Genomic DNA, 21,030 nt, shown 5'->3' with positions numbered 1-21,030 from the left:
CCTCTAGATAATTTCTTATTTTTATCTAATAATAAGATTGTATTATAATAAAGCTGTAATAAAATTAGAATCTATATGAAATTTCAAATCTCCCATCAAAACCAGGTTCTGCAAGAGCCTTTCTGACTTGATTGATACTCTCAAGAGCTGATCCATCAGCCTCTACCTTCAATGGTGAAGTTTGATCAACATAGAATTTATTAAAAATATTATTCAAGACAATTGAAAATCTCAATCCCTTGATCTTAGGTGGAGTGTAATTCACATAAATATTATGAATATCATAACCGGGTTTATGCACGGGGAGAGTTTCTTTGTTATAAATATCATAGCCATCATAATCAATAGTCTGCACAAAACGGCTCATCCAAGCTATGTCTAATCCGATGTTATCAAAATTATATTGTAATTTTAAAACATAGTTGTTTCCAGTTGTCGCTCCTAATTCATAGGTATCTTGAATCAATTTTCCTCTAACAGTTGGATAGCTTCTAGAAAATCCAAATGTAGCCAAGAAATTTTCATAATTAAAACTCGCTCCTAGTTCATAACCAAAAATATTGATTTTATCAGTAAGATTTGTTCTAAGCCCATCTGCTCTCTCACCAATACTTGCATCTAAATTGGGATTATCATCAAGACTCCCATAACTATTGATAAAATCTCCTATAACTTGATAAAAAACTGCTCCTCTTAAACTGAAATATTCTTGAGTATAATCAATATCAAATTCTACATTTTGACCTTTTTCAGACTTTAAATTAGGATCAATAATGGTTTCTGAATTGATAAGCAGTGCATCCCCTGGCAAAGCACCTCTAGTAACATAAGCATAAGAAAGTTTCATATCCAAAGTATCAATAGGATTATAAAGGATAGCTACAGAAGGAGAAAATCCTTGCGTAATATGATTTTGAGAATTTTTATCAAAATAAGTATAGACATCATATCGAGTTCCCGCTCCAATAGTAAGAGATTTTAAAAATGCGTAATTAGCCTGAATATAAGCTCCAATAATATTACTATTTTCCTGTCCTCTTCCTCTTTGGCTATAAACAACTTCATTTTGTTTATCCATAACAGTCATATTCTGATAGTCAAATCCATAATCAAAAGTATTTTTATAATCTTCTGTAATAGGGTGGGATACTTTCAAATCTAATCCGATATTGTTCAAAAATATATTTCTAGGAGTACTTCCTTCAGCGTCTGCTTCGTGTAAGGACGTACCATCCTTTGTTGTGGCTGTTGTAGGATCAAATAATGGGGTTAAATGAATATTCCTAATACTCCCATAAGCATCTAGTTTTATTTTAGGAGCTCCAAAATTTTTATCCCCTTGATGATTGTATTCTAAGACAATATTGTTGTTGCTATCAATATGATGAAAAAGTTCTTGTGCAAAATCAACCTTTTCTTCTTGTGCATCAGCAGGTGGATTAGTGACATTGGCACGAAAGGGTCTAGTTGCATTATCTCGCGTAAGATTATATGTAAATGTAATTTTATCTTTTTCACCAATATAAGCATTTCCCTTCAGTAAGACATTATTTTGCTGGGAAGGTGATCCTAACACTTTATCATCTTCTGTAGGATGGAATAAGTTTTTAAAAGTATGTTCACCATCTCTGTAATAAAATATATTCTGATAGGTGTAGTACGCAAGTGCATCAAAATGTTTTCCTCGACCATAAAAAGAGATATTTTCTCTGATACCATAATTGGTATAAAATGAACTTCCTAAATATGCTCCAAAATTTTTACCTTTTTCCAACAAATCTGAAGCATCTTTTGTGGTCATACTTATTGCCCCTGCTAAAGCTCCTGGTCCTGCAGAGGCATTGGCCGATCCTTTTGTAATCTCAACTTCTTTTAACATACCTGGATCAATGATCGTATTTCCTTGATGATGAAAAGCATTTCCGTTTTGTGCTGCTCCATCAATAGTCACACGAAGCAGTCTATCTTCAATTCCACGCACATAGATTTTTTGTGCCATCATTCCACCGCCTCCAACATTCACATCTGGTTCAGTAGCAAAAACATCAGACATACTATTAGATTGTCTTTGTGATAAATCTTTTCCGCTGATATAGTCTTTATTATTGAATTGAAATTCTTTCTGCTCCTCTGCTGTTATTTTTTCTAATGTGTAATCAGTAGGTTCATCAGCAAACAAATTTTGAGACAAAAACAGTGATACTGTTAAAATATAAAATCTACTTTTAAGCATTATAAACGCCCCCTATATATTAATAATAATTTTTATTATTATAAAAAATATATAAAAACAAGCTTAAAAAGATTTATTTATTTTAACCCCTACTATGCAATCATGAGTAATATTGAGTTTTTTTATTCTTAATTCAATATTTTTTATAACATCAAAATTATTTTTTAAATGATGAACAATATCTAACAATGCTTCTTCTAAAAGTCCGTATTTATTATTTTGTAATAGTTTTTGGATACTGCATTTGATTTCCATATAATCAATAAAGTTTTTATCATCGTATTGATAAGAAATAGTTGCATCAACAACAATATCTTGAGGTACTTCTTTCTCAAAATCCAAAATACCAATAATGGTCTTGAACTTAAAATCCTCTATAATTAGATCAAAAATCAATTTAAAGAACCTTTTTCTCTTGTCCTTTTAATAAACGGATAATATTTGGAATATGAGTATATAAAATAATAATTGCTATAACTACTACAGGAGTGTGTGTCCCAATCTCATCAATAATAGAAATAGAATGTGGTAGAGGTAACACATAAGGAATAATAAAAGTAAATCCAATACCGCTCAATACACCCAAAAGAGAAGAAAGCGAAGAGACTTTGAATACCTTTCCAACTACAGCCCAAACTATAAGTCCTAAAATACCCTCAATAGGCATTAACAATATAACTGACCCTATAGCTGTAGAAACGCCTTTCCCACCTGTAAAATTTAAATAAGGACTGTAACAGTGAGCTAAAACACATAAAATCGCTATCATCCATTGGGTTTCATAACCTAGTCCAAATATCTTTGCCAAAAGAACAACAACCAAACCTTTCAACGCATCTGAAATAAGCGTAAAAATAGAGATAATTTTGGCTTTTCTTGGATCAATAACATCTTTTAATGCTCTATAAACATTTGTGGCTCCAATGCTTCCAGAGCCTACTTTCCTAACATCTACATTTCCAAATATTTTTGCCAAAAATAATCCTGAAGGTATTCCACCAACTAAATACGCCAAAATATAAAAAATCACATTTATATTTGTAATCAATTCCAAAAAAATATTTTGTGTTTGCAAGTTTTATCCCTTCTTCAATTTTTATACATCTAAATGTCTGACATCTTTTGCATGAAGCTGTATATATTCTCTTCTAGGTTCAACTTCATCGCCCATAAAAAGAGTAAAAATCTCATCTGCTTTTTGTTCATCAGGAAGAGTGACTTTTAAAAGTGTTCTATTTTGAGGAGTCATCGTAGTTTCCCAAAGTTGTTCGGGATTCATTTCTCCAAGACCTTTATATCTTTGGATATAAGCACCTTTTTTTGCTGATTCTTCTATTTCTTGGAGAATCAAGATAGGATCTTTATCTTTTAAAAAATCAAGCTTCCTCTCACAAATTTTATTATAGATAAAATAAGCTTCTTCGAAAAAATTATCTACAAAAAGATTCTCATCAATATTAAGTTCAACCAGTCCTGATTTTGTCTGGATATAAAGCATAATTCTATCATTTCGAATGGTTTTATTTAAAATATTACATTCTTTGGTTTTCAAAAATTCTTCAATCTTTTGATACATTTGTTCAAAACCAAGGGAAATATAATCTCTATGTTCAATCAAAAATCTGATAACATCTATCATTGCATAACGTTTTTCTAGTTCTTTTAAAGTAAAACGATAATGTGAAATATATTTCAAAATTTCTAAAAGTTCCTTAGTGCCCACCCCTTCAAATTTGAAATTCTCAATTCCATTTTCGATCAAATATTCAGAGAGCGATTTTTCATCTTTAAGATAAATCTCTTTTTTACCTTTTTTAAATCGATACAATGGAGGCTGTGCAATATATATATGCCCATTTTCAACCAATGGTTTAAGATAACGATAAAAAAATGTCATCAAAAGCGTTTGAATATGGCTTCCATCGACATCAGCATCAGTCATTATAATTATTTTATGATATCGAAGTCTTTCAAGATTAAATTCCTCTCCAATACCACATCCAAATGCTGTAATCATATTTTTAATTTCTTCAGATTTTAAGATTTTATCAAGTCTGGATTTTTCGACATTTAAAATCTTACCTCTTAATGGCAAAATAGCTTGATAAACTCTATCTCTACCTTGTTTTGCAGATCCTCCAGCACTATCCCCTTCTACAAGATAGATTTCTGATTCTGTAGGATCTTTGCTCTGACAATCTGCTAATTTTCCAGGTAATGTTCCTACAGAAAGACTTTCTTTTTTTCTAGTGAGTTCTCTTGCTTTTTTTGCTGCTTCTCTTCCTCTAGCTGCAAGAAGAGCTTTTTGCATAATTGCTTTTGCATCATTTGGATTTTCTTCAAAAAATTTAGATAATTTTTCATAAGTGAGTTTTTGAACAATAGGTTTTACAAAAGAACTTCCTAATTTACCCTTTGTTTGTCCTTCAAACTGAGGTTCCATTACCTTTGTAGATATAATAGCAACCAATCCTTCTCTGATATCATCACCTGTGATTTTGCTATCTTTTTCTCTTGCATTAGCATTAGCATCAATATAATTAATAATTGCTCGACTCAGTCCTGCACGAAAACCCGCTTCATGAGTCCCTCCATCAGGAGTTCTGATATTATTCACAAAACTTAAAACTTTTTCATCATAACTTTCATTGTAAGCCAAAGCAATTTCAATCTCTGTTTCTTGTTCATTAGCTTCAAAAGTAATGATTTGAGAAACAAAAGGTTTTTTATTAATATCTTCAACAAATTGAGAAAGACCATTTTCAAAATGAAATTTTTCTTCTTTTTGAGTTTTTTCGTCTTTGAAATAAATGGTTACATTTTGGTTTAAATATGCCATTTCTTTGAATCTTTTGATCAAAATTTCTTGATCAAAATCTAGAATTTCCATGATTTCTCCATCAGGAAAAAATTCTATGGTTGTGCCATGTTCTATGGTTGTGCCAATGATTTCCAAAGGAGTTTGAGGAATACCTTTGGCAAATTCTTGTCGATAAATATTCCCATTTTTCTTGATAGTCATTATCAGATGTTTTGAAAGAGCATTAACAACACTCACACCTACACCATGTAATCCACCTGAAACTTTATAAGTATCTTTATCAAACTTTCCACCAGCGTGTAAAACCGTAAGCACAACCGTAGCAGCGGGAAGATTTTCGGTGGGGTGTATATCAACTGGAATACCCCTTCCGTTATCTTCAATAATAGCACTTCCCTCTTCAGTGAGAGTAATCTTAATACTATCACAATATCCAGCCATTGCTTCATCTATAGAATTATCAACAACTTCATATATCATATGATGCAGACCATTGATATTTGTATCCCCGATATACATACCTGGTCTTTTTCTAACTGCTTCTAGTCCTTTTAGGACTTTTATATTACTAGCACCATATTCTTTTTTATTTTCTTCCATTTTTGCTCCGTAATATTAAAATATAATTGGCATAACAATTGTTGAGAAATTTTTGTCTTTTAAAACAAACGGATTATTAGAGTCATTTAAACATAAAAGAAATTCAGAATCTTCTATTTGAGAGAAAAAATCGAGTATGTATTTTGAATTTGCTCCTATAGTAATATCTGATTGTATTTGTGTATCGAGTTCTATTTGCGTATTTGCAGTTCGAGAGCTTTCATCACTAATAGCTTCAAAAAATATTTCTTTAGGTTTGATAGTGATTTTAATATTACTGCATAAATTAACTTTTTTGATTGATTTTTCAATAATATCTTTAGGAAGTTTGATTTCATTTTTGAAAGTTTTAGGGATGATTTTTTCATAATCTGGATATTTTCCATTGATAAGCTTAGTAAAAAACATATATTGTTCAGTTTTAATGATAATTTGGGATTGATTATAATAGATTTCAAACTCATCATAAAAAAGTTTTAAAATTTCTATGGTTGCTTTTTTTGGAATGATAATAGATAAATTATCTACTGATTGAGTTTCATATTTTACAACAGCAAGTCTTCTAGTATCTGTAGCGACAAAATTGTAAGAATAATCTTTAATATCTAAAAAAGCTCCGTTGAGTTCCATTTTTTGATTAGTTGTTTCTATTGCAGGATTGATTTTTTTGATAGAAGTGATAAATTTCGAAGTATCAATATTGAGTTTTGTATAATCAGTCATTTTTGGAAAAATCGGAAATTCAGCCGCATTGAACATTGATTCTTTATATTTTGTTCTTCCTTGTTTGATATAGAAGAAATCATTATCTGTTTCTAAGATTATTTCTCCATCTTCAAGTTTTTTTACGATATCTAAGATTATTCTACCATTTACAGTTGCATTTCCTTCGGACTCTTTTTTTATAATATCTATTTTTGCTTCTATGCCGATTTCATAATCTGTCGCTCTTAATAGGAGCTTTGAATCAAGTGATTCGAAGTAAATATGAGAAGTGATTTGAGAAGAATCTTTTTTATCTAGAAATGCTTGAAAATTCATTAAAGTTATTTCTAGAACACTTTTATTTACAATTAGTTTCATTGGAGCTCCTTAATATTTATAAAATTAAAATAGTAGTAGTAGGTCTGAGTGAATCAGTGAAAACTACTTTAAAATAACTATTTTAAGCCTATTTGGAATGTGAAAAAAGTTATCATTGTTTTCACATCTTTTCACATCTTCTATATTGTTATTGTATCTAAAATTTTGGTTTTTACATTGTTTTATCGCCTTGCTCACTTTGGATTTTCTTTTTCATTTCATCCACCATCATTTTTATATTAATATTTTCAGCAATTTCAGTAGTGATAATCTTCATTGCTTTACTGACAGAACTATGATCTTTCATATTTAAAAATTGTGCTAGATGAGGCATAGAATTTGGAGTTAGTGTTCTTGCTAGATAGATAACGATTCTTCTGGCATTTGCGGTAGTTTTATTTCTAGATTTGGATTTGATTTCAGAGGGTTTGATGTTAAGTTCTTTTGAAACGGTTTTGATGATGTTTTCTAAAGTGATGTTTTCTAAATTTTCTTTTTGAGTGTCCTTTATAGCATTTTTTGCCATTGTAAGACTAATATTTTGTCCTATGATAGAAGCTTGGGCGTTAAGTTTGAGAATAATACCTTCAATTTGACGAATATTATCGTTGATATTTGATGCTAGATAATTGATAATTTCCTTGTCAATTTCTATTTGGTTGAGATGGCATTTTTGAATGATAATAGCAATTTTTGTTTCAAGACCTGGAGGTTGTATATCTGCAATCATTCCCCATTCAAATCTTGATTTTAAACGTTCTTCTAATCCAAGTATTTGTTTTGGAGTTTTATCGCTTGTCATAACAATTTGTTTTTTTTTGCCGTGCAATTCGTTGAAAGTATGAAAAAATTCTTCTTGCACACTTTCTTTTCCTCCAAAAAACTGTACATCATCAATGAGAAGATAATCACAGTTACGATATTTATCGCGGAATCTATCCATTGTATGGTTTTGGATACGTGTTAAAAAGTCATTTAAAAATTGCTCTGCTGTGACATAAATAACATTTTTATTTTTTTCAGATACATTGTTTCCTATAGCATTTAAAATATGGGTTTTGCCTAAACCTGTTCCTCCATATATCCATACAGGATTGTAAGCTTCAGCTTGTTTTTGAGATATTTTTTTTGCTATTTCGTATGCAAATCTGTTTGATTCTCCTATAACAAATGAATCAAAGGTATAAGAAGGATTCAAAATATTTCGAATTTGAGGTTTGCCTCCGGGTGTTTTTAAACTTTTCACATCTTTTTTTTGTGATTCCACAATTATTCTTATTTCTGGCTTAATTTTTCGATAAGTTTCAAAAAGATGAGCGATCTGATCACTATATTTTGTTTTGATCCAATTCGCGATATAGATATTAGGGACTACAAACACTACCAAGTCTGATTTAGAGGCATTTTCATCATATTTCATTTTTGAAATATAAGCAGAATATTCAGCCTCTGAAATCTCTTTTTTAAGCTCGTTTAATATACTATTTTCTATCATTTTCTTTTCCAGTCATTATCATTTCACAATGTGAAAAGTTTAGTGAATAATAGTGAAATTAAGGTATAAAATAGATTAAAAAAGAGAAATTAATGAATATTTTAGGGATTGATCCAGGCAGTAGGAATTGTGGGTATGCTATCGTGAATTTACAAAATAATAAAATCTCTTTACTTGAAGCAGGGATTATTAAAATTAAAGAACGGATACTTCAACATCAGATACTTGAATTTGTAGAAGGGATTGATTTGGTTTTGAAATCTCGCGAGATTAATGAGGTTGCTATTGAAGATATGTTTTATGCTTATAATCCAAAATCTGTTATTAAATTAGCACAATTTCGCGGAGCTTTGAGTTTAAAAATACTCCAAGAATTAGGAAATTTTTCTGAATATACTCCATTGCAGGTGAAAAAAGCTCTTACTGGGAATGGAAAAGCAGACAAAACCCAAGTTGCATTTATGGTAAAAAAAATTTTAGGCATCAAAGGAGAAATAAAACCTTTAGATATAACAGATGCTATCGCCATTGCGATCACTCATTCTCAAAGAATTAAAAATACAAAGAAATTATAATTTCTTTTCCCACTCATAGGCACTTTTGATAATAGTAGCTAAGTCATTGTATCTAGGTATCCAATCTGTTAGAGACATTATTTTTTTGTTATCAGATATAAGTACAGCAGGATCACCAGCTCTTCTAGCAGAAATTTCGACCCTAAAATCTATACCAGAAATTTTTTTGACCATTTCTATAACTTCTTTTACGCTATAACCTTGAGAATATCCGACATTAAAAACCTCGGATTTTTTATATTTTTGTAGATATGTATAAGCTTGTAAATGAGCATTTGCCAAATCTGTAATGTGGATATAGTCGCGAATACAAGTCCCATCTTTGGTAGGGTAATCATCTCCAAAAATAGAGATATTTTTTCTTTTTCCTAGAGCATATTCACAAGCAACTTTAATCAAATGAGTAGCATTTTTACTCCTTTGTCCAAGTACTCCTAAGGAAGATTTATCTTGAATATTTGAACCTGCAACATTAAAATATCTCAATGCGACATAGTTAAAGTCATAAGCTTTGCTTGTATCTTCCAATATCCTTTCGCTCATCATTTTGGAAGCACCATAAGGATTTATGGGAGCTAAAGGTGCGGATTCATTTACAGGAATCAATCTAGCATCAGGCTCTCCATAAACTGCGGCAGTAGAAGAGAATATAAATTTTTTGATTTTATATTTGAGGCACATAGTGATTAGTTGTGTCGTATTGACTGTGTTATTGCTATAGTATAGAAGTGGGTTGCTAACAGATTCAGATACAATTAATGACGCCCCAAAATGTAAAACACAATCAAAATGATGATTAATAAATAAATCTTCCAGGGTTTTGATATCTGATAAATCAGCTTTTATCAGATGAACCCTATTGTTGAATTGATTTTGGAGGTATTCAAAGTTTTCAATAAAACCCGTGCTTAAATTATCTAAAATACTGATTTGACAAGATGTATTTTTCAAAAATTCTAATGCCGTGTTTGAACCTATATAACCACTCCCTCCTGTGAATAAAAGATGCATTTATACTCCTGATTTTTACTAGATTGATTATATCGAATTATTTCATTCTTACAAAAGATGGATTGTAAAAAGAAAATATATTTTTTGATTCCTCTTAGCAATACTTGGTTATAATTTTTTGAAAAATTCAATAAGGAAATAATTATGGAAGATGTATTTGATACCAAGAGTTTGACAATGTCTGTCCTTGTAACCCCTAGTATGTCAAATTTTAGTGGAGTAATGCATGGAGGCGAATTATTGAAAATGCTTGATCAAGTTGCTTATGCTTGTGCTACAAGATATTGTGGAGTAGGCGTGGTTACTTTGAGCGTAGATAGTGTTATTTTTAAACATCCCATACCCATTGGTTCGCTTATCACATTTTTGGCGAGTGTGAATTATACAGGTAGAACAAGTTGTGAAGTAGGAATCAAAGTTATTAGCGAGGATATAAAAAATAAATTCGTTACTCATTGCAATAGCTGTTATTTCACAATGGTAGCTGTCGTTGATGGAAAAACAGTTCCTATTCCGCCACTTGAGCCAACAACACCAGCAGAAAAAAGACGATATGAAAAAGCTATTGAAAGAAGAAAAGCTAGACTCAACAAGTGATGATATCAAATCATCACTGACTATATAAAGCGATAAAATTCCTAATTTCTTCTTCGATACTATAGTTTCCATAAAATCTTATGCTTAAAACTTCTTCAATATCCTGAGCGGATAGTTCTATGATCCCTTTGATTTGTATATTTTTATTTTTGAAAGATATCTTGATGTAATCAATAAGGGTTTTTATGATGATACTCGCATCTTTTTTTTGTGAAACTTTAAGATTTTCAAGTTTGTAGCTTTCTTTTATAAAGCAATCAAAGGTATAAAGATAATACTTTATTGTAGAAATGCTTTTATTCTTGATGAATTTCCTATCTACGCCAACCCCAAAGAGCATATTTTTATCTTCTGTTAAAATAACGTTTTGTATGTAGTCTTGGAGACCTGATATGCCATTTTTTTGATGTTTTATTTTATCTTCTAGGATCAAAATAAAGTTCAAGATATGATCAAGATCATTATCAAATTTTTTCATTTCCAAATGAGCTTTTTCTAACAGACTTTTAATATCCACAATCTCGGAAGTTTTCAGATTTATTTGACTTTCAAGTTGCTGTATATAGGACTTTTGTTTATCAAATTTTTTTTCTAGTATTTCAAGTTGATTTTTATTCATAAAAGATTCCATTTTTTGTTGCCAAATTGATTGCATTGAGGTAGCTTTGTGTGTTTGGCTGAGATTTATAGGCTATATCATAAGCCACTCCATGATCTACAGATACTCTAAATATCGGAATATTTAAAGTTATATTTATACTATCATAAAAATATAACGCTTTTAGAGGTGCCAATCCTACGTCATGATACATACTCACAAAAAAACGATATTTTTCCCTATTTATTGGACTAAAAGCCGTATCAGGAGGGATGGGTCCGATAAATATTTCTTTTTTTATGGCTTCATTTACATTTTTGATAGCTAGATTAATTTGTTTGTCTTCATCTCCTATGATTCCTCCATCTCCACAATGAGGATTCACACCCAAAACAAGAACATTTTTTAATTTTAGATTTTTATATAAATTCAGCAAAAAAGCACTCAATTTTTCTGCGGTGATATGAGAGCTGACTGATTTTAATGGAATATGATCAGTAAAAAGAGCTACAAACATTTTTTCACATCCTAGCATCATAATTGTATCTCTATGATAGCGTTTAGCGAGGACTTCTGTATGTCCTATTTCAGATATATTAGCTAAGCTCCATGATTTTTTGTTGATAGGTAGGGTGCAAATGCTATGAACCTTTTTTTCATCGGCGAGTTCACAGGCTTTGATAAAACTTTCATAGCTATATCTACCGCTTTGAGAAGTGATAGAAGATGGAAAAATATCAGGTATATTTTGATCCAGAGGAAAGAAATCCATATCTCTAGGCATTTTTAGTTTGAGGATATCACAAGCTTTTTCAAAGACTTCTTGATGTGCACAGTAGATAGGATGGCAAATTTTTTTGATTTCTGAATGTTCTTTTAGGGCGATGTGAATACCCACGCCGTTGATATCCCCGACAGAAATAGCGACCTTTTTCATTTGATAAGCTCAACCATATCGCTAATAGCTGTTTTTAATCCAACAAAAACAGATCTTGCGATGATGCTTTGCCCGATATTAAGTTCGCTAATAGCTTTGATTTTTACAATCTCTTCTACATTGTTGTAGTTGAGTCCATGTCCGGCAAAAACCCCTAGTGAAAGCTCTTTTGCTAGATTTGTACACAGATGAAGCTCTTCGACAGATTCTTGAAGTTTGAATTTTAATGTTTTTCTATCAAAATTATATTCTTCTATGCAGTTTTTAGTCCTATGAAGGTTAGAATAAAGCATCAAATGAAGGTTTGCATACTTCCCTGTATGGAATTCAACCCCATCAACACCCAGATCTTTGGAGATAAGAGTGGTTTCTTTATTAGGATCAATAAATACAGCAACTTCAATATCATTTTTTTGAAATTCTTTGATAATATCTTTCAAACCTGATTTTTTGATATCTAGACCGCCTTCGGTCGTAATTTCCTCTCTTTTCTCAGGCACTAGTGTGATTTTGTAAGGTTTTTGGTTGCATAAAAATTCGACTATTTTTTCATCACAAGCACATTCTATATTTACAGGCAAAAAACTTGATTGAACGATTTTTCTTACATCATCATCGTTTATATGACGACGATCTTCTCTTAAATGAATTGTTATTTGACTAGCCCCCGCATTTTTGGCAACAAAAATCGCTTCCAAGGGGTCTGGATCATTAATTTTCCTAGCTTCTCTGAGTGTAGCAATATGGTCGATATTTAATCCTAGCTTCATTAATGCCTCCATTTGAGAAAACAAATTTGAAATTTTGTTTAAACATATTATAATAAAGAATAACGATTTTTAGGAGATTTTATGCCAGTAAAACGATTGAATGGTTCTGAAATGCTTATAGAGGCTTTGAGATTAGAGGGTGTAAAAGTGATTTTTGGTTATCCTGGTGGTGCTGTTTTAAATGTTTATGATGAAATATACAAACAAAATCATTTCAAGCATATTCTCACTCGTCATGAACAAGGAGCAATCCATGCTGCTGATGGTTATGCTAGAGCATCTGCGGAAGTGGGAGTGGCGATTATTACATCAGGACCAGGTTTTACAAATGCGGTAACAGGTATTGCCACAGCTTACACAGATTCTATTCCTTTGGTGGTTATTAGTGGTCAGGTACCTATTTCTCAAATCGGCACAGATGCCTTTCAAGAAATTGATGCAGTAGGGATTTCTCGTCCTTGTACTAAGCATAATTTTTTGGTCAAAAGCATCAATGAATTGCCTAGAATTTTAAAAGAAGCTTTTTATATTGCCAAAAGTGGAAGACCTGGACCTGTTTTGGTGGATTTGCCCAAAGACATTAGTGCTACTTATGGAGATTTTGATTATCCTTGCGAAGTTTCTCTTAGGACATACAAGCCCACTACAAAGGGGAATTCAAGACAAATTAGAAAAGTCATAGAAGGGCTTAAGAATGCAAAAAAACCATTGTTTTATATTGGCGGAGGAGCTGTAATCTCTTCTGCTGCAGATGTGATCAAAAAGCTCATAGAAAAAACCCAAATTCCTTTTTTGGAAACTTTGATGGCAAGAGGCATTGTGCCTGATAGCCATCCTCTTTTTCTTGGAATGGTAGGAATGCACGGGAGTTATGCTGCGAATATGGCGATGTGCGAGTGTGATTTTCTTATTTGCGTTGGAGCGAGATTTGATGATAGGGTTACTGGAAAGGTAAGCGAATTTGCCAAACACGCTAAAATCGTGCATATTGACATAGATCCAAGTTCTATTGGCAAAATAATCGATGTAAATTTCCCTGTTGTAGGAGATGTTAAGAGCGTGTGTGAAGATATTTTGGAATTACTTCAGATAGAGGGCTATGACAGTGATGGTATAAAAGAGTGGTCAGAACATTTGGATAAATATAAAAAGCTTCATCCGCTTGGATATCAAGATAGCGATGAGGTTCTTAAGCCTCAATGGGTGATTGAAAAAATAGGGAGTATTTTAGGAGATAAGGCACTTATTGTTACTGATGTAGGACAACATCAAATGTGGGCAGCACAGTATTATCCATTTGAATTCTCTAGGCAGTTTATTACTAGCGGAGGATTGGGAACGATGGGTTTTGGACTTCCTGCGAGTATGGGAGCAAAACTAGCTGCAGAAAATAAGGTGGTGGTCAATATAACTGGAGATGGCTCGATACTTATGAATATACAAGAATTGATGACTTGTGTGGAAGAAAAAATACCTGTTATAAATGTTATTCTCAATAACAACTATTTAGGAATGGTTAGACAATGGCAAAGTTTTTTTTATGAGAGTAGGTTTTCACACACAGACTTATCTTTGCAACCTGATTTTATTAAGCTTATAGAAGCTTTTGGAGGTAAGGGATATCGCGTGAAAACTAAAGATGAGTTTGAAAAAGCATTTATAGAGGCAATAGACTCAAATATGGTGTGTATGCTTGATGTAGTGGTTGATAGGATGGAGCATGTTCTGCCAATGGTTCCAGGCGGTGCAGCTTTGAATAAAATGATACTAGAGTAAGGATTAGGCGATGGAAAAAAGAAGAATTATCTCTGTGAATGTTATCAATGAACACGGCGTTTTATCCAGAATATCAGGACTTTTTGCCGGGAGGGGATACAATATAGAATCTCTAACTGTCGCACCTATACCAGATACAGATCTCTCTAGGGTTACAATCGTAACAGATGGAGATGAAAAGATATTAGAACAGATAGTCAAGCAGCTTCACAAACTGATCCCGGTTTTAAGTGTGGTGGAAAATGATGATTTTTTGGAAAAAGAAATGGCACTTGTGAAGCTACCTATAGAAGAAAATATTGCAGATATAGAAGTGCTCTCAAGGGCATACAATGGACATATTGTGAATGCAAATGAAAAATATGTTATTGTTGCTGTTACTGACAAACCCTATCGCATCTCTAGCTTTATAAAAGCGATAAAAAGATTCAATCCTAAAGAAATAGTTAGGAGCGGTGTAGTTGCATTAGAGAGATATTGATTGGAGCAATATATGGCATATGAATATAAAATGATTATAGAGGTTGGTATCAGCCTACTTGCTATTGTTTTATTAATTGGTATGCTAAAAATCCCTCCTTTTGTTGGAATATTCATTGGTGCATTATTTGCTGGATTGATGATGGGTCTTCAGATTGATAGTTTGCTTCCAACTTTTATTAAGGGTGCAGGTGAAATAATGGGAGCAACGGGTTTAATAATTGCTGCTGGTGCGATGCTAGGTGGTATTTTGGCAGAATCTGGAGCAGCTGAATGTATTGCTTGTGCATTGCTCAAAAATACTCCCCAACGTTATATTAGTTGGATGGTTGCAGTTTGTGCAATGGTGATTGGTTTGCCATTGTTCTTTGAAGTTGCATTGGTAATGATGTTGCCAATGATAATTGCCCTCTGGCGTCATTCAAATCTTCCTTTTGTTAGGATTGCCATTCCAGCTCTTGCAGGTATGACAACTTTACATGCACTTATTCCACCTCATCCTGGACCACTCATTGCTATTAATGAACTTCACGCTGATTTGGGTTTGACAATGATAGTTGGGATTATCATAGCTATACCCACTGTTATTATTTCAGGACCACTTTATAGCTATTGGTTTGCTCCTAAGCAGGGCGATATAGGCAAAAATATTTCAATACCATTGAATGTTGCACATACTTCTAAGTCTCTGCCTCCTCTATCTCTTTGTTTTGGAGTGATATTATTACCCATCTTTTTGATGACGCTACATAGCTATATGCCTATTTTGTTGGGTTCAGATTCTAGGTTGCTTATTTTTACAGCATTTGTTGGTCAGCCACTAGTGGCTTTGGTGATTGCTGTTATATTTGCTGCATTTGTGTTAGGCAAAAGTTCAAAATGGTCTTTGAGTGAGACTGGAAATATATTGCAAAAAAATCTTCCTCCCATTGCTGCTTTGATACTTACTATTGGTGCTGGTGGAGGATTAAAACAAATTTTATTACAAGGGGGCATTAGCGAAGCTATCAGTAAGATGGTGAGTGATTCGCATATTTCTTTATTGTTGCTTGCGTGGTGTATTGCTGTACTTATTCGTCAGGCAACAGGTTCTGCTACAGTAGCTACCACAACGACATCAGGAATAATTGCTTCTCTTGCAACTGGAATGAGTGGATTAAGTGGTGCTTTGCTTGTATTAGTAATAGGATCAGGATCAGTATTTTTTTGTCATATCAATGATGCAGGATTTTGGATGGTCAAATCCTTTTTTCAGATATCTTTAAAGCAAACTTTGTGGATGTGGTCGATTTTGCAGACTCTAGTATCGGTATGTGGACTTGTATTTTGTATGTTTATATGGTATTTTATTCTCAACCAATAAGGATTGAAGTGTGAATCAAAAATATGTGGTCGCTATTAAAAAAATAGCTAGAAGTGGTGTAGTTGCACTACAGAGGTATTCATTGGATCAAATATGATAAAGATTTTAGGATTAGATATTGGTATTTCATCAATTGGTTGGAGTTTAGTTGAGGTTGAAGAACAAATTCAAGGAAAAGGCAATATTATAGCTTCTGGTGTGAGACTCTTCACTAGAGCAGAAAATCCAGAAGATGGGAAGTCTCTTGCTTTGCCTAGAAGAGAATTAAGAGGTGCAAGAAGAGCTAATAAGAGAAAAAAGGCTAGAGTTAAACAAATCAAGATTTTGCTTTCAAAATATCTCAATATTGATCTTAAAGATATCATCCCAGAAAATGAATCTCTTCCAGATATTTTTACAACCACTAAGGCCTTTCTCTCTCCTTGGGAGCTTAGATCAGAGGGACTTGATAGAAAGCTTGATGATAAAGAGTTTTTTAGAGTGCTTTTGCATATTGCAAAGAGACGCGGATACAATGATTGTATGCAAAGTCAAAAAGATGAAAAAGAAAATAAAATTATTTTAAAATCTATCAAATCCAACAGAGATGAAATGCAAAGATTAGGCTATAGAAGTGTTGGTGAGATGATGTGCAAAGAGTATTTTTTAAAGGAACGATGCAAGGGAGAGTTTAAAGGTGTTAGGAACAAAGCTAAGGATTCTAAAGATGGGTATCAACATTCTGTAGGGAGAAGAGATTTACAAGAGGAGGTAAAAATCTTATTTGATTCTCAAAGAAGTTTTGGAAATCAGAAAGCAACTCAAGAGCTAGAAGAATTGTTCAATAAAATAGCTTTTTATCAGCGGGATTTGAAGAGTTTTGAATCGATGGTTGGAAAATGTCAGTTTTATTCTGAAGAAAAAAGAGCTTCAAAGTGCTGCTATAGCGCAGAGGAATTTATCAATCTCACAAAGATTATCAACACCTTAGCTTATATTGGGGAAATCACAAAAGAAGTTTTTTCACAAGAGATGATTGAACTCATACTCAATAAAGCAAAAAGCCTAAAAACTGGAGTAAGTTATAGAGAGCTGCGGAAGATTTTAAAGCTTGAGAACTATCCTTCAATAGTATTTAAAGACAATGCCCTAGATTATACGCAAAAAGACACAGAAAAAAAGATTTTTATATCATTTCCAAAGTTTCATAAACTCAAAGAATATTTGAGTGATTTTGAAGAAGAGTTCAATGCCTTAGAGGTTCAAACACTTGATGAGATTGCAAACATCATAGCTTTCAATCGATCTGAAAAAACCATAAAAGAAAAAATTTCTAAACTTCCTATTTCCAAGTCTATGCAGGAAAAATTAAGCCTTAATCAGCTTGGTTTTGATAAAACACTCGCCCTAAGCCTAAAAGCAATTTATAAAATTTCTCCTTTGATGAAAGAAGGCAAACGATATGATGAGGCTATAGAATTAAGTGGACTTTTGGAACTTTGTACAAAAAATGTGAAAAAAGGACTTTTGCCCCCACTAGCACAGACAGATTTTGCAGATACATTGAACCCTGTTGTCAATAGGGCGATTTCACAATACAGAAAAGTTGTCAATGCTGTGATTAAAAAATATGGGAGACTTCACAAAATTCATATTGAATTCACTCGTGATGTAGGCAAGAGTTTCAATGATCGCCAAAAGATAAAGAAAGAGCAAGATGCAAACAGAAAACTCAATGATGAGGCAAAAAATCTATGCCAGGAATTTGGTTTAGAGGTTAATGGTCGAAATATTCTAAAAGTAAAATTATGGAAACGACAAGATGAATTTTGTATCTATAGCGGCAAAAAGATAGAGATTGAAGATCTAAAAGAAGAAAATAAACTCCAAGTTGATCATATTTATCCACTTTCAAGAAGTCTAGATGACTCTCAAAACAATAAGGTATTAGTCTTCACCGCTCAAAATCAACTAAAAAGAAATAAGACGCCTTATGAATGGATAGGATCAGATGAGGCAAAATGGGAAGAATTACGCAAAAGAATTAATGCTATCTCAAAGTTGCCTAGAAATGTGAAAAAGAAAATTATGAACACTGCCTTTATAGACAAAAACATAGGCTCAAGGGGTGAATTCCTCACTAGAAACCTAGTGGATACAGGTTATATCAACAGGCTTGTAAGCCAATATACATCTCAATATTTGGAATTCTTACCCTTAGATATTTCAGAGGATACTTCTATTCAAGCTGGAAGCAAAGGCTCAAAGAAGCATATTTTAACTATGAGTGGAGGACTTACAAGCATTCTTAGACATTATTGGGGATTGGATTCTAAAAATAGAGAGACTCATTTGCACCATTTTCAAGATTCTCTAATCATCGCACTTGCCACAGATGCGAATATAAAGTCCTTAAGTAATTATTTGAAATCAAAAGAGGAGAGATATAGAGACTCTAAAGAAAAGGCAAAAGAGATTTATGAAAATACCCAAAAGTTCAAAAAACCCTCAATAGAACCACTTGAAGATTTTCGATCAAAACTAGAAGCAGCAACAAAAACAATCTTTGTTTCAAGAGCATCTAGAAGAAATGTCACTGGAGCATTACACGAGCAGACTATACGCAAACGCACGGAGTATTATGCTAGTTATGGTAGAGAAGAAGGCGTGAAAAAGGCAATTGAATTAGGGAAAATACGCGAAATAAACGGGGGCATAGTAGATAATGGAGAAATGATCCGAACAGATATCTTCAGATCTAAAGATAAGGGAAAATATTATGTTATTCCTATCTATACTTATGATTTTGCAATAGGTAGGTTACCCAATAAAGCTATTGTTCAAGGCAAAGACAAGTCAGGAGTGATCAAAGACTGGCTAGAGATGGATGAAAATTATGAATTTTGTTTCAGTCTTTTTAAAGATGATTTGGTGCAGATTCAGCAAAAAGGAATGGATAAAAGTATCTATGCCTACTATGTAGGAGCAAGCTCAAGTACGGGGACTTTAAGCTTTAGGCATCATAGCAACCTTGTATCTAGTGATGAAAAAGAATTTTTTAAAGAAAAATCTTCAGGATTTCTAGCTGAGAGTTGCGGAATACAGAATCTAAAAATATTCAAAAAATGTATAGTTTCTGTATTAGGAGAGATAAGTGAAGCACCACTTGAGCCCAGGAGAGATGTCAGGCTCAAAACAACCAAAAAGAGATCTTAGATGGGTGGTTTTGATGAAGCTTATAAGAGTATTTTCATCACAAATCCAGCCAAGCTAAGTCTTAAAAATACGAATTTTTGTATCACTCAAGAAGGTCAGGAAATAACCTTGCCACTCAGGGATATTCTGATGATTGTCTGTGAGAGCAATCAGGTGAGTATTACTGCTAGTTTATTGAGCAAATTAGCAGATTGTAGAATAGCTTTTTTTACCTGCGATGATTCTCATATGCCAAATGGTGTTTTTACCCCCTATTTAGGGCATTATAAAATCTCTGAAACACTTCAAACACAGATGAAGTTATCTAAGCAAAAGAAAGCTATTTTGTGGCAACAAATCATCAAGCAAAAACTCTACAATCAAAGCACTCTAGCAAAAGATTTTTCTCCTCAAACAGCTGATAAAATCCTAAAATTATCTAAAAATGTAATGCTCAATGATTCTAAAAATTTTGAAGCACAAGGAGCGATATTTTATTTTCAAGTACTTTTTGGAGTGGATTTTGTGAGGAAAAGTCTTGATCCTATCAATTCTGCACTCAATTATGGTTATGCAATTTTGAGAGGTTCTATGGCAAGAAGCCTCGTAGGAAGTGGATTTTTACCCGCACTCGGTCTATTTCATAGAAACCAATTCAATTCTTTTAATCTTGCTGATGATATGATGGAACCTTATCGGATATTTGTAGATTCTCTAGTGCTTTTGATGGTGCAGAGAGATTCTCTAAAAGATGGATTTCAAATTCATCATCGCCAAAAATTGGCAGGTATCTTAGGGGCTAAGATTTTATGTAAGGATAAATACTATCCTATGTATCGAGCTATAACCCGCACGGTCTGGTCTTTGGCAAATATTCTAAAAGGCACAGAAGATTCTTTGTTATTACCAATATTTCAGAGAGAGAATTCAAATGGAAGAGAAATTTATGAGAGTTTTAGTGATGTTTGATATGCCAACGCATACCAAAGAAGATAGGAAGAATTCTGCAAAATTCAGAAAAGAGCTTATAAAAGGTGGTTTTATAATGCTCCAATTTTCAGTGTATGTTCGTATTTGCAAGGGGGTTGCAAGTGCAAACTCTCATTTGGATCGACTTGATCTAATACTTCCTGAAAAAGGGAATATCAGAGCATTGATATTAACAGAAAAACAATTTGATCATATGAGATTATTACTAGGAAAGAGAAGTAAAATTGAAGAAATCAACAAACCAAGACAACTAGTGTTGTTTTAGTAGATTTGTATATGAGAATTTTAGGGTTTTTGGGGGATTGTAACCCCGCACGGAACCCAATAACCGTTTATTCTAGGCAGTTCTTAAATTCTTATAGTGCTATTCTAGCATATTTTCTATGGTTTATTCCTATTTATTCTCACAATATAGGGAGAATAAATAGGGTCTATTGTAGCATAGAAGAATTTAAGAACTGCCTAAAACAATGAGCTATGAAGATAATCAAAGAGTTCTATTGTAGCATAGAAGAATTTAAGAACTG

The 21,030-nt window shown here is 32.7% G+C and carries 18 protein-coding genes; 8 read left to right on the top strand and 10 right to left on the bottom strand.

Annotated elements, in window-relative coordinates:
• Window positions 1-64: 64 nt before the first annotated feature.
• From Q5I06_RS00970 to dnaA, 6 genes are all read right to left on the bottom strand, one after another.
• Entirely contained in the window at window positions 65-2,233 is a 2,169-nt protein-coding gene (locus Q5I06_RS00970) for a TonB-dependent receptor domain-containing protein (RefSeq protein ID WP_305516334.1), read from the bottom strand.
• 63 nt (window positions 2,234-2,296) lie between these two features.
• On the bottom strand, window positions 2,297-2,629 hold the full coding sequence (locus Q5I06_RS00965) for a dihydroneopterin aldolase (protein ID WP_305516333.1): 333 nt from the start codon (window positions 2,627-2,629) through the stop codon (window positions 2,297-2,299).
• A gap of 1 nt (window position 2,630) precedes the next feature.
• Complete coding sequence (gene plsY / locus Q5I06_RS00960) at window positions 2,631-3,308, bottom strand: glycerol-3-phosphate 1-O-acyltransferase PlsY (protein WP_305516332.1); 678 nt, start codon at window positions 3,306-3,308, stop codon at window positions 2,631-2,633.
• 21 nt (window positions 3,309-3,329) lie between these two features.
• Entirely contained in the window at window positions 3,330-5,654 is a 2,325-nt protein-coding gene (gene gyrB, locus Q5I06_RS00955) for a DNA topoisomerase (ATP-hydrolyzing) subunit B (protein ID WP_305516331.1), read from the bottom strand.
• Between the two features lie 15 nt (window positions 5,655-5,669).
• Window positions 5,670-6,737: a DNA polymerase III subunit beta gene (gene dnaN, locus Q5I06_RS00950; RefSeq protein WP_305516330.1), complete on the bottom strand. Its 1,068-nt coding sequence runs from the start codon at window positions 6,735-6,737 to the stop codon at window positions 5,670-5,672.
• Window positions 6,738-6,909: 172 nt separating this feature from the next.
• Window positions 6,910-8,232 (bottom strand): chromosomal replication initiator protein DnaA, encoded by a 1,323-nt coding sequence (gene dnaA, locus Q5I06_RS00945; RefSeq protein WP_305516329.1) that lies wholly within the window; start codon window positions 8,230-8,232, stop codon window positions 6,910-6,912.
• Window positions 8,233-8,324: 92 nt separating this feature from the next.
• Between dnaA and ruvC the strand changes: the two genes are divergently transcribed.
• The gene (gene ruvC / locus Q5I06_RS00940) at window positions 8,325-8,807 is read left to right on the top strand and encodes a crossover junction endodeoxyribonuclease RuvC (protein WP_305516328.1); all 483 of its coding nucleotides are present in this window, start codon (window positions 8,325-8,327) and stop codon (window positions 8,805-8,807) included.
• On the opposite strand, the gene galE is transcribed toward ruvC, so the two are convergent.
• The gene (galE, locus tag Q5I06_RS00935; RefSeq protein ID WP_305516327.1) at window positions 8,802-9,818 is read right to left on the bottom strand and encodes a UDP-glucose 4-epimerase GalE; all 1,017 of its coding nucleotides are present in this window, start codon (window positions 9,816-9,818) and stop codon (window positions 8,802-8,804) included. The two genes, ruvC and galE, sit on opposite strands and share 6 nt — an antisense overlap.
• A gap of 144 nt (window positions 9,819-9,962) precedes the next feature.
• Between galE and Q5I06_RS00930 the strand changes: the two genes are divergently transcribed.
• Entirely contained in the window at window positions 9,963-10,415 is a 453-nt protein-coding gene (locus Q5I06_RS00930) for an acyl-CoA thioesterase (RefSeq protein ID WP_305516326.1), read from the top strand.
• Between the two features lie 13 nt (window positions 10,416-10,428).
• Here the strand turns inward: Q5I06_RS00930 and Q5I06_RS00925 are convergent, their stop codons facing one another.
• Genes Q5I06_RS00925 through Q5I06_RS00915 form a run of 3 tightly spaced genes read right to left on the bottom strand, consistent with a single transcriptional unit; the run spans window position 10,429 to window position 12,720 of the window.
• Window positions 10,429-11,034: a hypothetical protein gene (locus Q5I06_RS00925; RefSeq protein WP_305516325.1), complete on the bottom strand. Its 606-nt coding sequence runs from the start codon at window positions 11,032-11,034 to the stop codon at window positions 10,429-10,431.
• Window positions 11,027-11,950, bottom strand: coding sequence for a 4-hydroxythreonine-4-phosphate dehydrogenase (gene pdxA / locus Q5I06_RS00920; protein WP_305516324.1), 924 nt, complete (start codon window positions 11,948-11,950; stop codon window positions 11,027-11,029). Before pdxA ends, Q5I06_RS00925 begins: the two co-directional genes overlap by 8 nt.
• Window positions 11,947-12,720, bottom strand: coding sequence for a pyridoxine 5'-phosphate synthase (locus tag Q5I06_RS00915; protein ID WP_305516323.1), 774 nt, complete (start codon window positions 12,718-12,720; stop codon window positions 11,947-11,949). Before Q5I06_RS00915 ends, pdxA begins: the two co-directional genes overlap by 4 nt.
• An 81-nt stretch (window positions 12,721-12,801) precedes the next feature.
• Between Q5I06_RS00915 and Q5I06_RS00910 the strand changes: the two genes are divergently transcribed.
• The 6 genes from Q5I06_RS00910 (at window position 12,802) to cas2 (ending at window position 20,768) form a co-directional block, all read left to right on the top strand.
• Entirely contained in the window at window positions 12,802-14,496 is a 1,695-nt protein-coding gene (locus Q5I06_RS00910; RefSeq protein WP_305516322.1) for an acetolactate synthase large subunit, read from the top strand.
• A 10-nt stretch (window positions 14,497-14,506) separates the two neighbouring features.
• Window positions 14,507-14,977, top strand: coding sequence for an acetolactate synthase small subunit (gene ilvN / locus Q5I06_RS00905; RefSeq protein WP_305516321.1), 471 nt, complete (start codon window positions 14,507-14,509; stop codon window positions 14,975-14,977).
• A 12-nt stretch (window positions 14,978-14,989) separates the two neighbouring features.
• On the top strand, window positions 14,990-16,339 hold the full coding sequence (locus Q5I06_RS00900) for a GntP family permease (RefSeq protein ID WP_305516320.1): 1,350 nt from the start codon (window positions 14,990-14,992) through the stop codon (window positions 16,337-16,339).
• A gap of 93 nt (window positions 16,340-16,432) precedes the next feature.
• Window positions 16,433-19,534, top strand: a complete 3,102-nt coding sequence (gene cas9, locus Q5I06_RS00895; protein WP_305516319.1) for a type II CRISPR RNA-guided endonuclease Cas9 — start codon at window positions 16,433-16,435, stop codon at window positions 19,532-19,534.
• Window positions 19,535-20,482, top strand: a complete 948-nt coding sequence (cas1, locus tag Q5I06_RS00890) for a type II CRISPR-associated endonuclease Cas1 (RefSeq protein ID WP_305516318.1) — start codon at window positions 19,535-19,537, stop codon at window positions 20,480-20,482.
• Window positions 20,460-20,768 carry a CRISPR-associated endonuclease Cas2 gene (gene cas2, locus Q5I06_RS00885; RefSeq protein WP_305516317.1) on the top strand — a complete coding sequence of 103 codons (309 nt, stop codon included), beginning with the start codon at window positions 20,460-20,462 and terminating at the stop codon, window positions 20,766-20,768. Before cas1 ends, cas2 begins: the two co-directional genes overlap by 23 nt.
• The last annotated feature ends 262 nt before the right edge of the window (window positions 20,769-21,030 follow it).

It is taken from the genome of Helicobacter cappadocius (assembly GCF_030688855.1).
In the GTDB taxonomy this organism is placed as follows: Bacteria; Campylobacterota; Campylobacteria; order Campylobacterales; family Helicobacteraceae; genus Helicobacter_J; species Helicobacter_J cappadocius.
This window is presented reverse-complemented; position numbering and strand designations above follow the sequence as displayed.

What these genes read in the sequence shown, in the direction of transcription:
- gyrB (WP_305516331.1), bottom strand. Translation starts at nt 5,654, where the DNA reads ATGGAAGAAAATAAAAAAGAATATGGTGCTAGTAATATAAAAGTCCTA.
- Q5I06_RS00910 (WP_305516322.1), top strand. Translation starts at nt 12,802, where the DNA reads ATGCCAGTAAAACGATTGAATGGTTCTGAAATGCTTATAGAGGCTTTG.
- cas1 (WP_305516318.1), top strand. Translation starts at nt 19,535, where the DNA reads ATGGGTGGTTTTGATGAAGCTTATAAGAGTATTTTCATCACAAATCCA.
- pdxA (WP_305516324.1), bottom strand. Translation starts at nt 11,950, where the DNA reads ATGAAAAAGGTCGCTATTTCTGTCGGGGATATCAACGGCGTGGGTATT.
- Q5I06_RS00925 (WP_305516325.1), bottom strand. Translation starts at nt 11,034, where the DNA reads ATGAATAAAAATCAACTTGAAATACTAGAAAAAAAATTTGATAAACAA.
- cas2 (WP_305516317.1), top strand. Translation starts at nt 20,460, where the DNA reads ATGAGAGTTTTAGTGATGTTTGATATGCCAACGCATACCAAAGAAGAT.
- cas9 (WP_305516319.1), top strand. Translation starts at nt 16,433, where the DNA reads ATGATAAAGATTTTAGGATTAGATATTGGTATTTCATCAATTGGTTGG.
- ilvN (WP_305516321.1), top strand. Translation starts at nt 14,507, where the DNA reads ATGGAAAAAAGAAGAATTATCTCTGTGAATGTTATCAATGAACACGGC.
- dnaA (WP_305516329.1), bottom strand. Translation starts at nt 8,232, where the DNA reads ATGATAGAAAATAGTATATTAAACGAGCTTAAAAAAGAGATTTCAGAG.
- Q5I06_RS00970 (WP_305516334.1), bottom strand. Translation starts at nt 2,233, where the DNA reads ATGCTTAAAAGTAGATTTTATATTTTAACAGTATCACTGTTTTTGTCT.
- dnaN (WP_305516330.1), bottom strand. Translation starts at nt 6,737, where the DNA reads ATGAAACTAATTGTAAATAAAAGTGTTCTAGAAATAACTTTAATGAAT.
- Q5I06_RS00900 (WP_305516320.1), top strand. Translation starts at nt 14,990, where the DNA reads ATGGCATATGAATATAAAATGATTATAGAGGTTGGTATCAGCCTACTT.
- ruvC (WP_305516328.1), top strand. Translation starts at nt 8,325, where the DNA reads ATGAATATTTTAGGGATTGATCCAGGCAGTAGGAATTGTGGGTATGCT.
- Q5I06_RS00930 (WP_305516326.1), top strand. Translation starts at nt 9,963, where the DNA reads ATGGAAGATGTATTTGATACCAAGAGTTTGACAATGTCTGTCCTTGTA.
- Q5I06_RS00915 (WP_305516323.1), bottom strand. Translation starts at nt 12,720, where the DNA reads ATGAAGCTAGGATTAAATATCGACCATATTGCTACACTCAGAGAAGCT.
- galE (WP_305516327.1), bottom strand. Translation starts at nt 9,818, where the DNA reads ATGCATCTTTTATTCACAGGAGGGAGTGGTTATATAGGTTCAAACACG.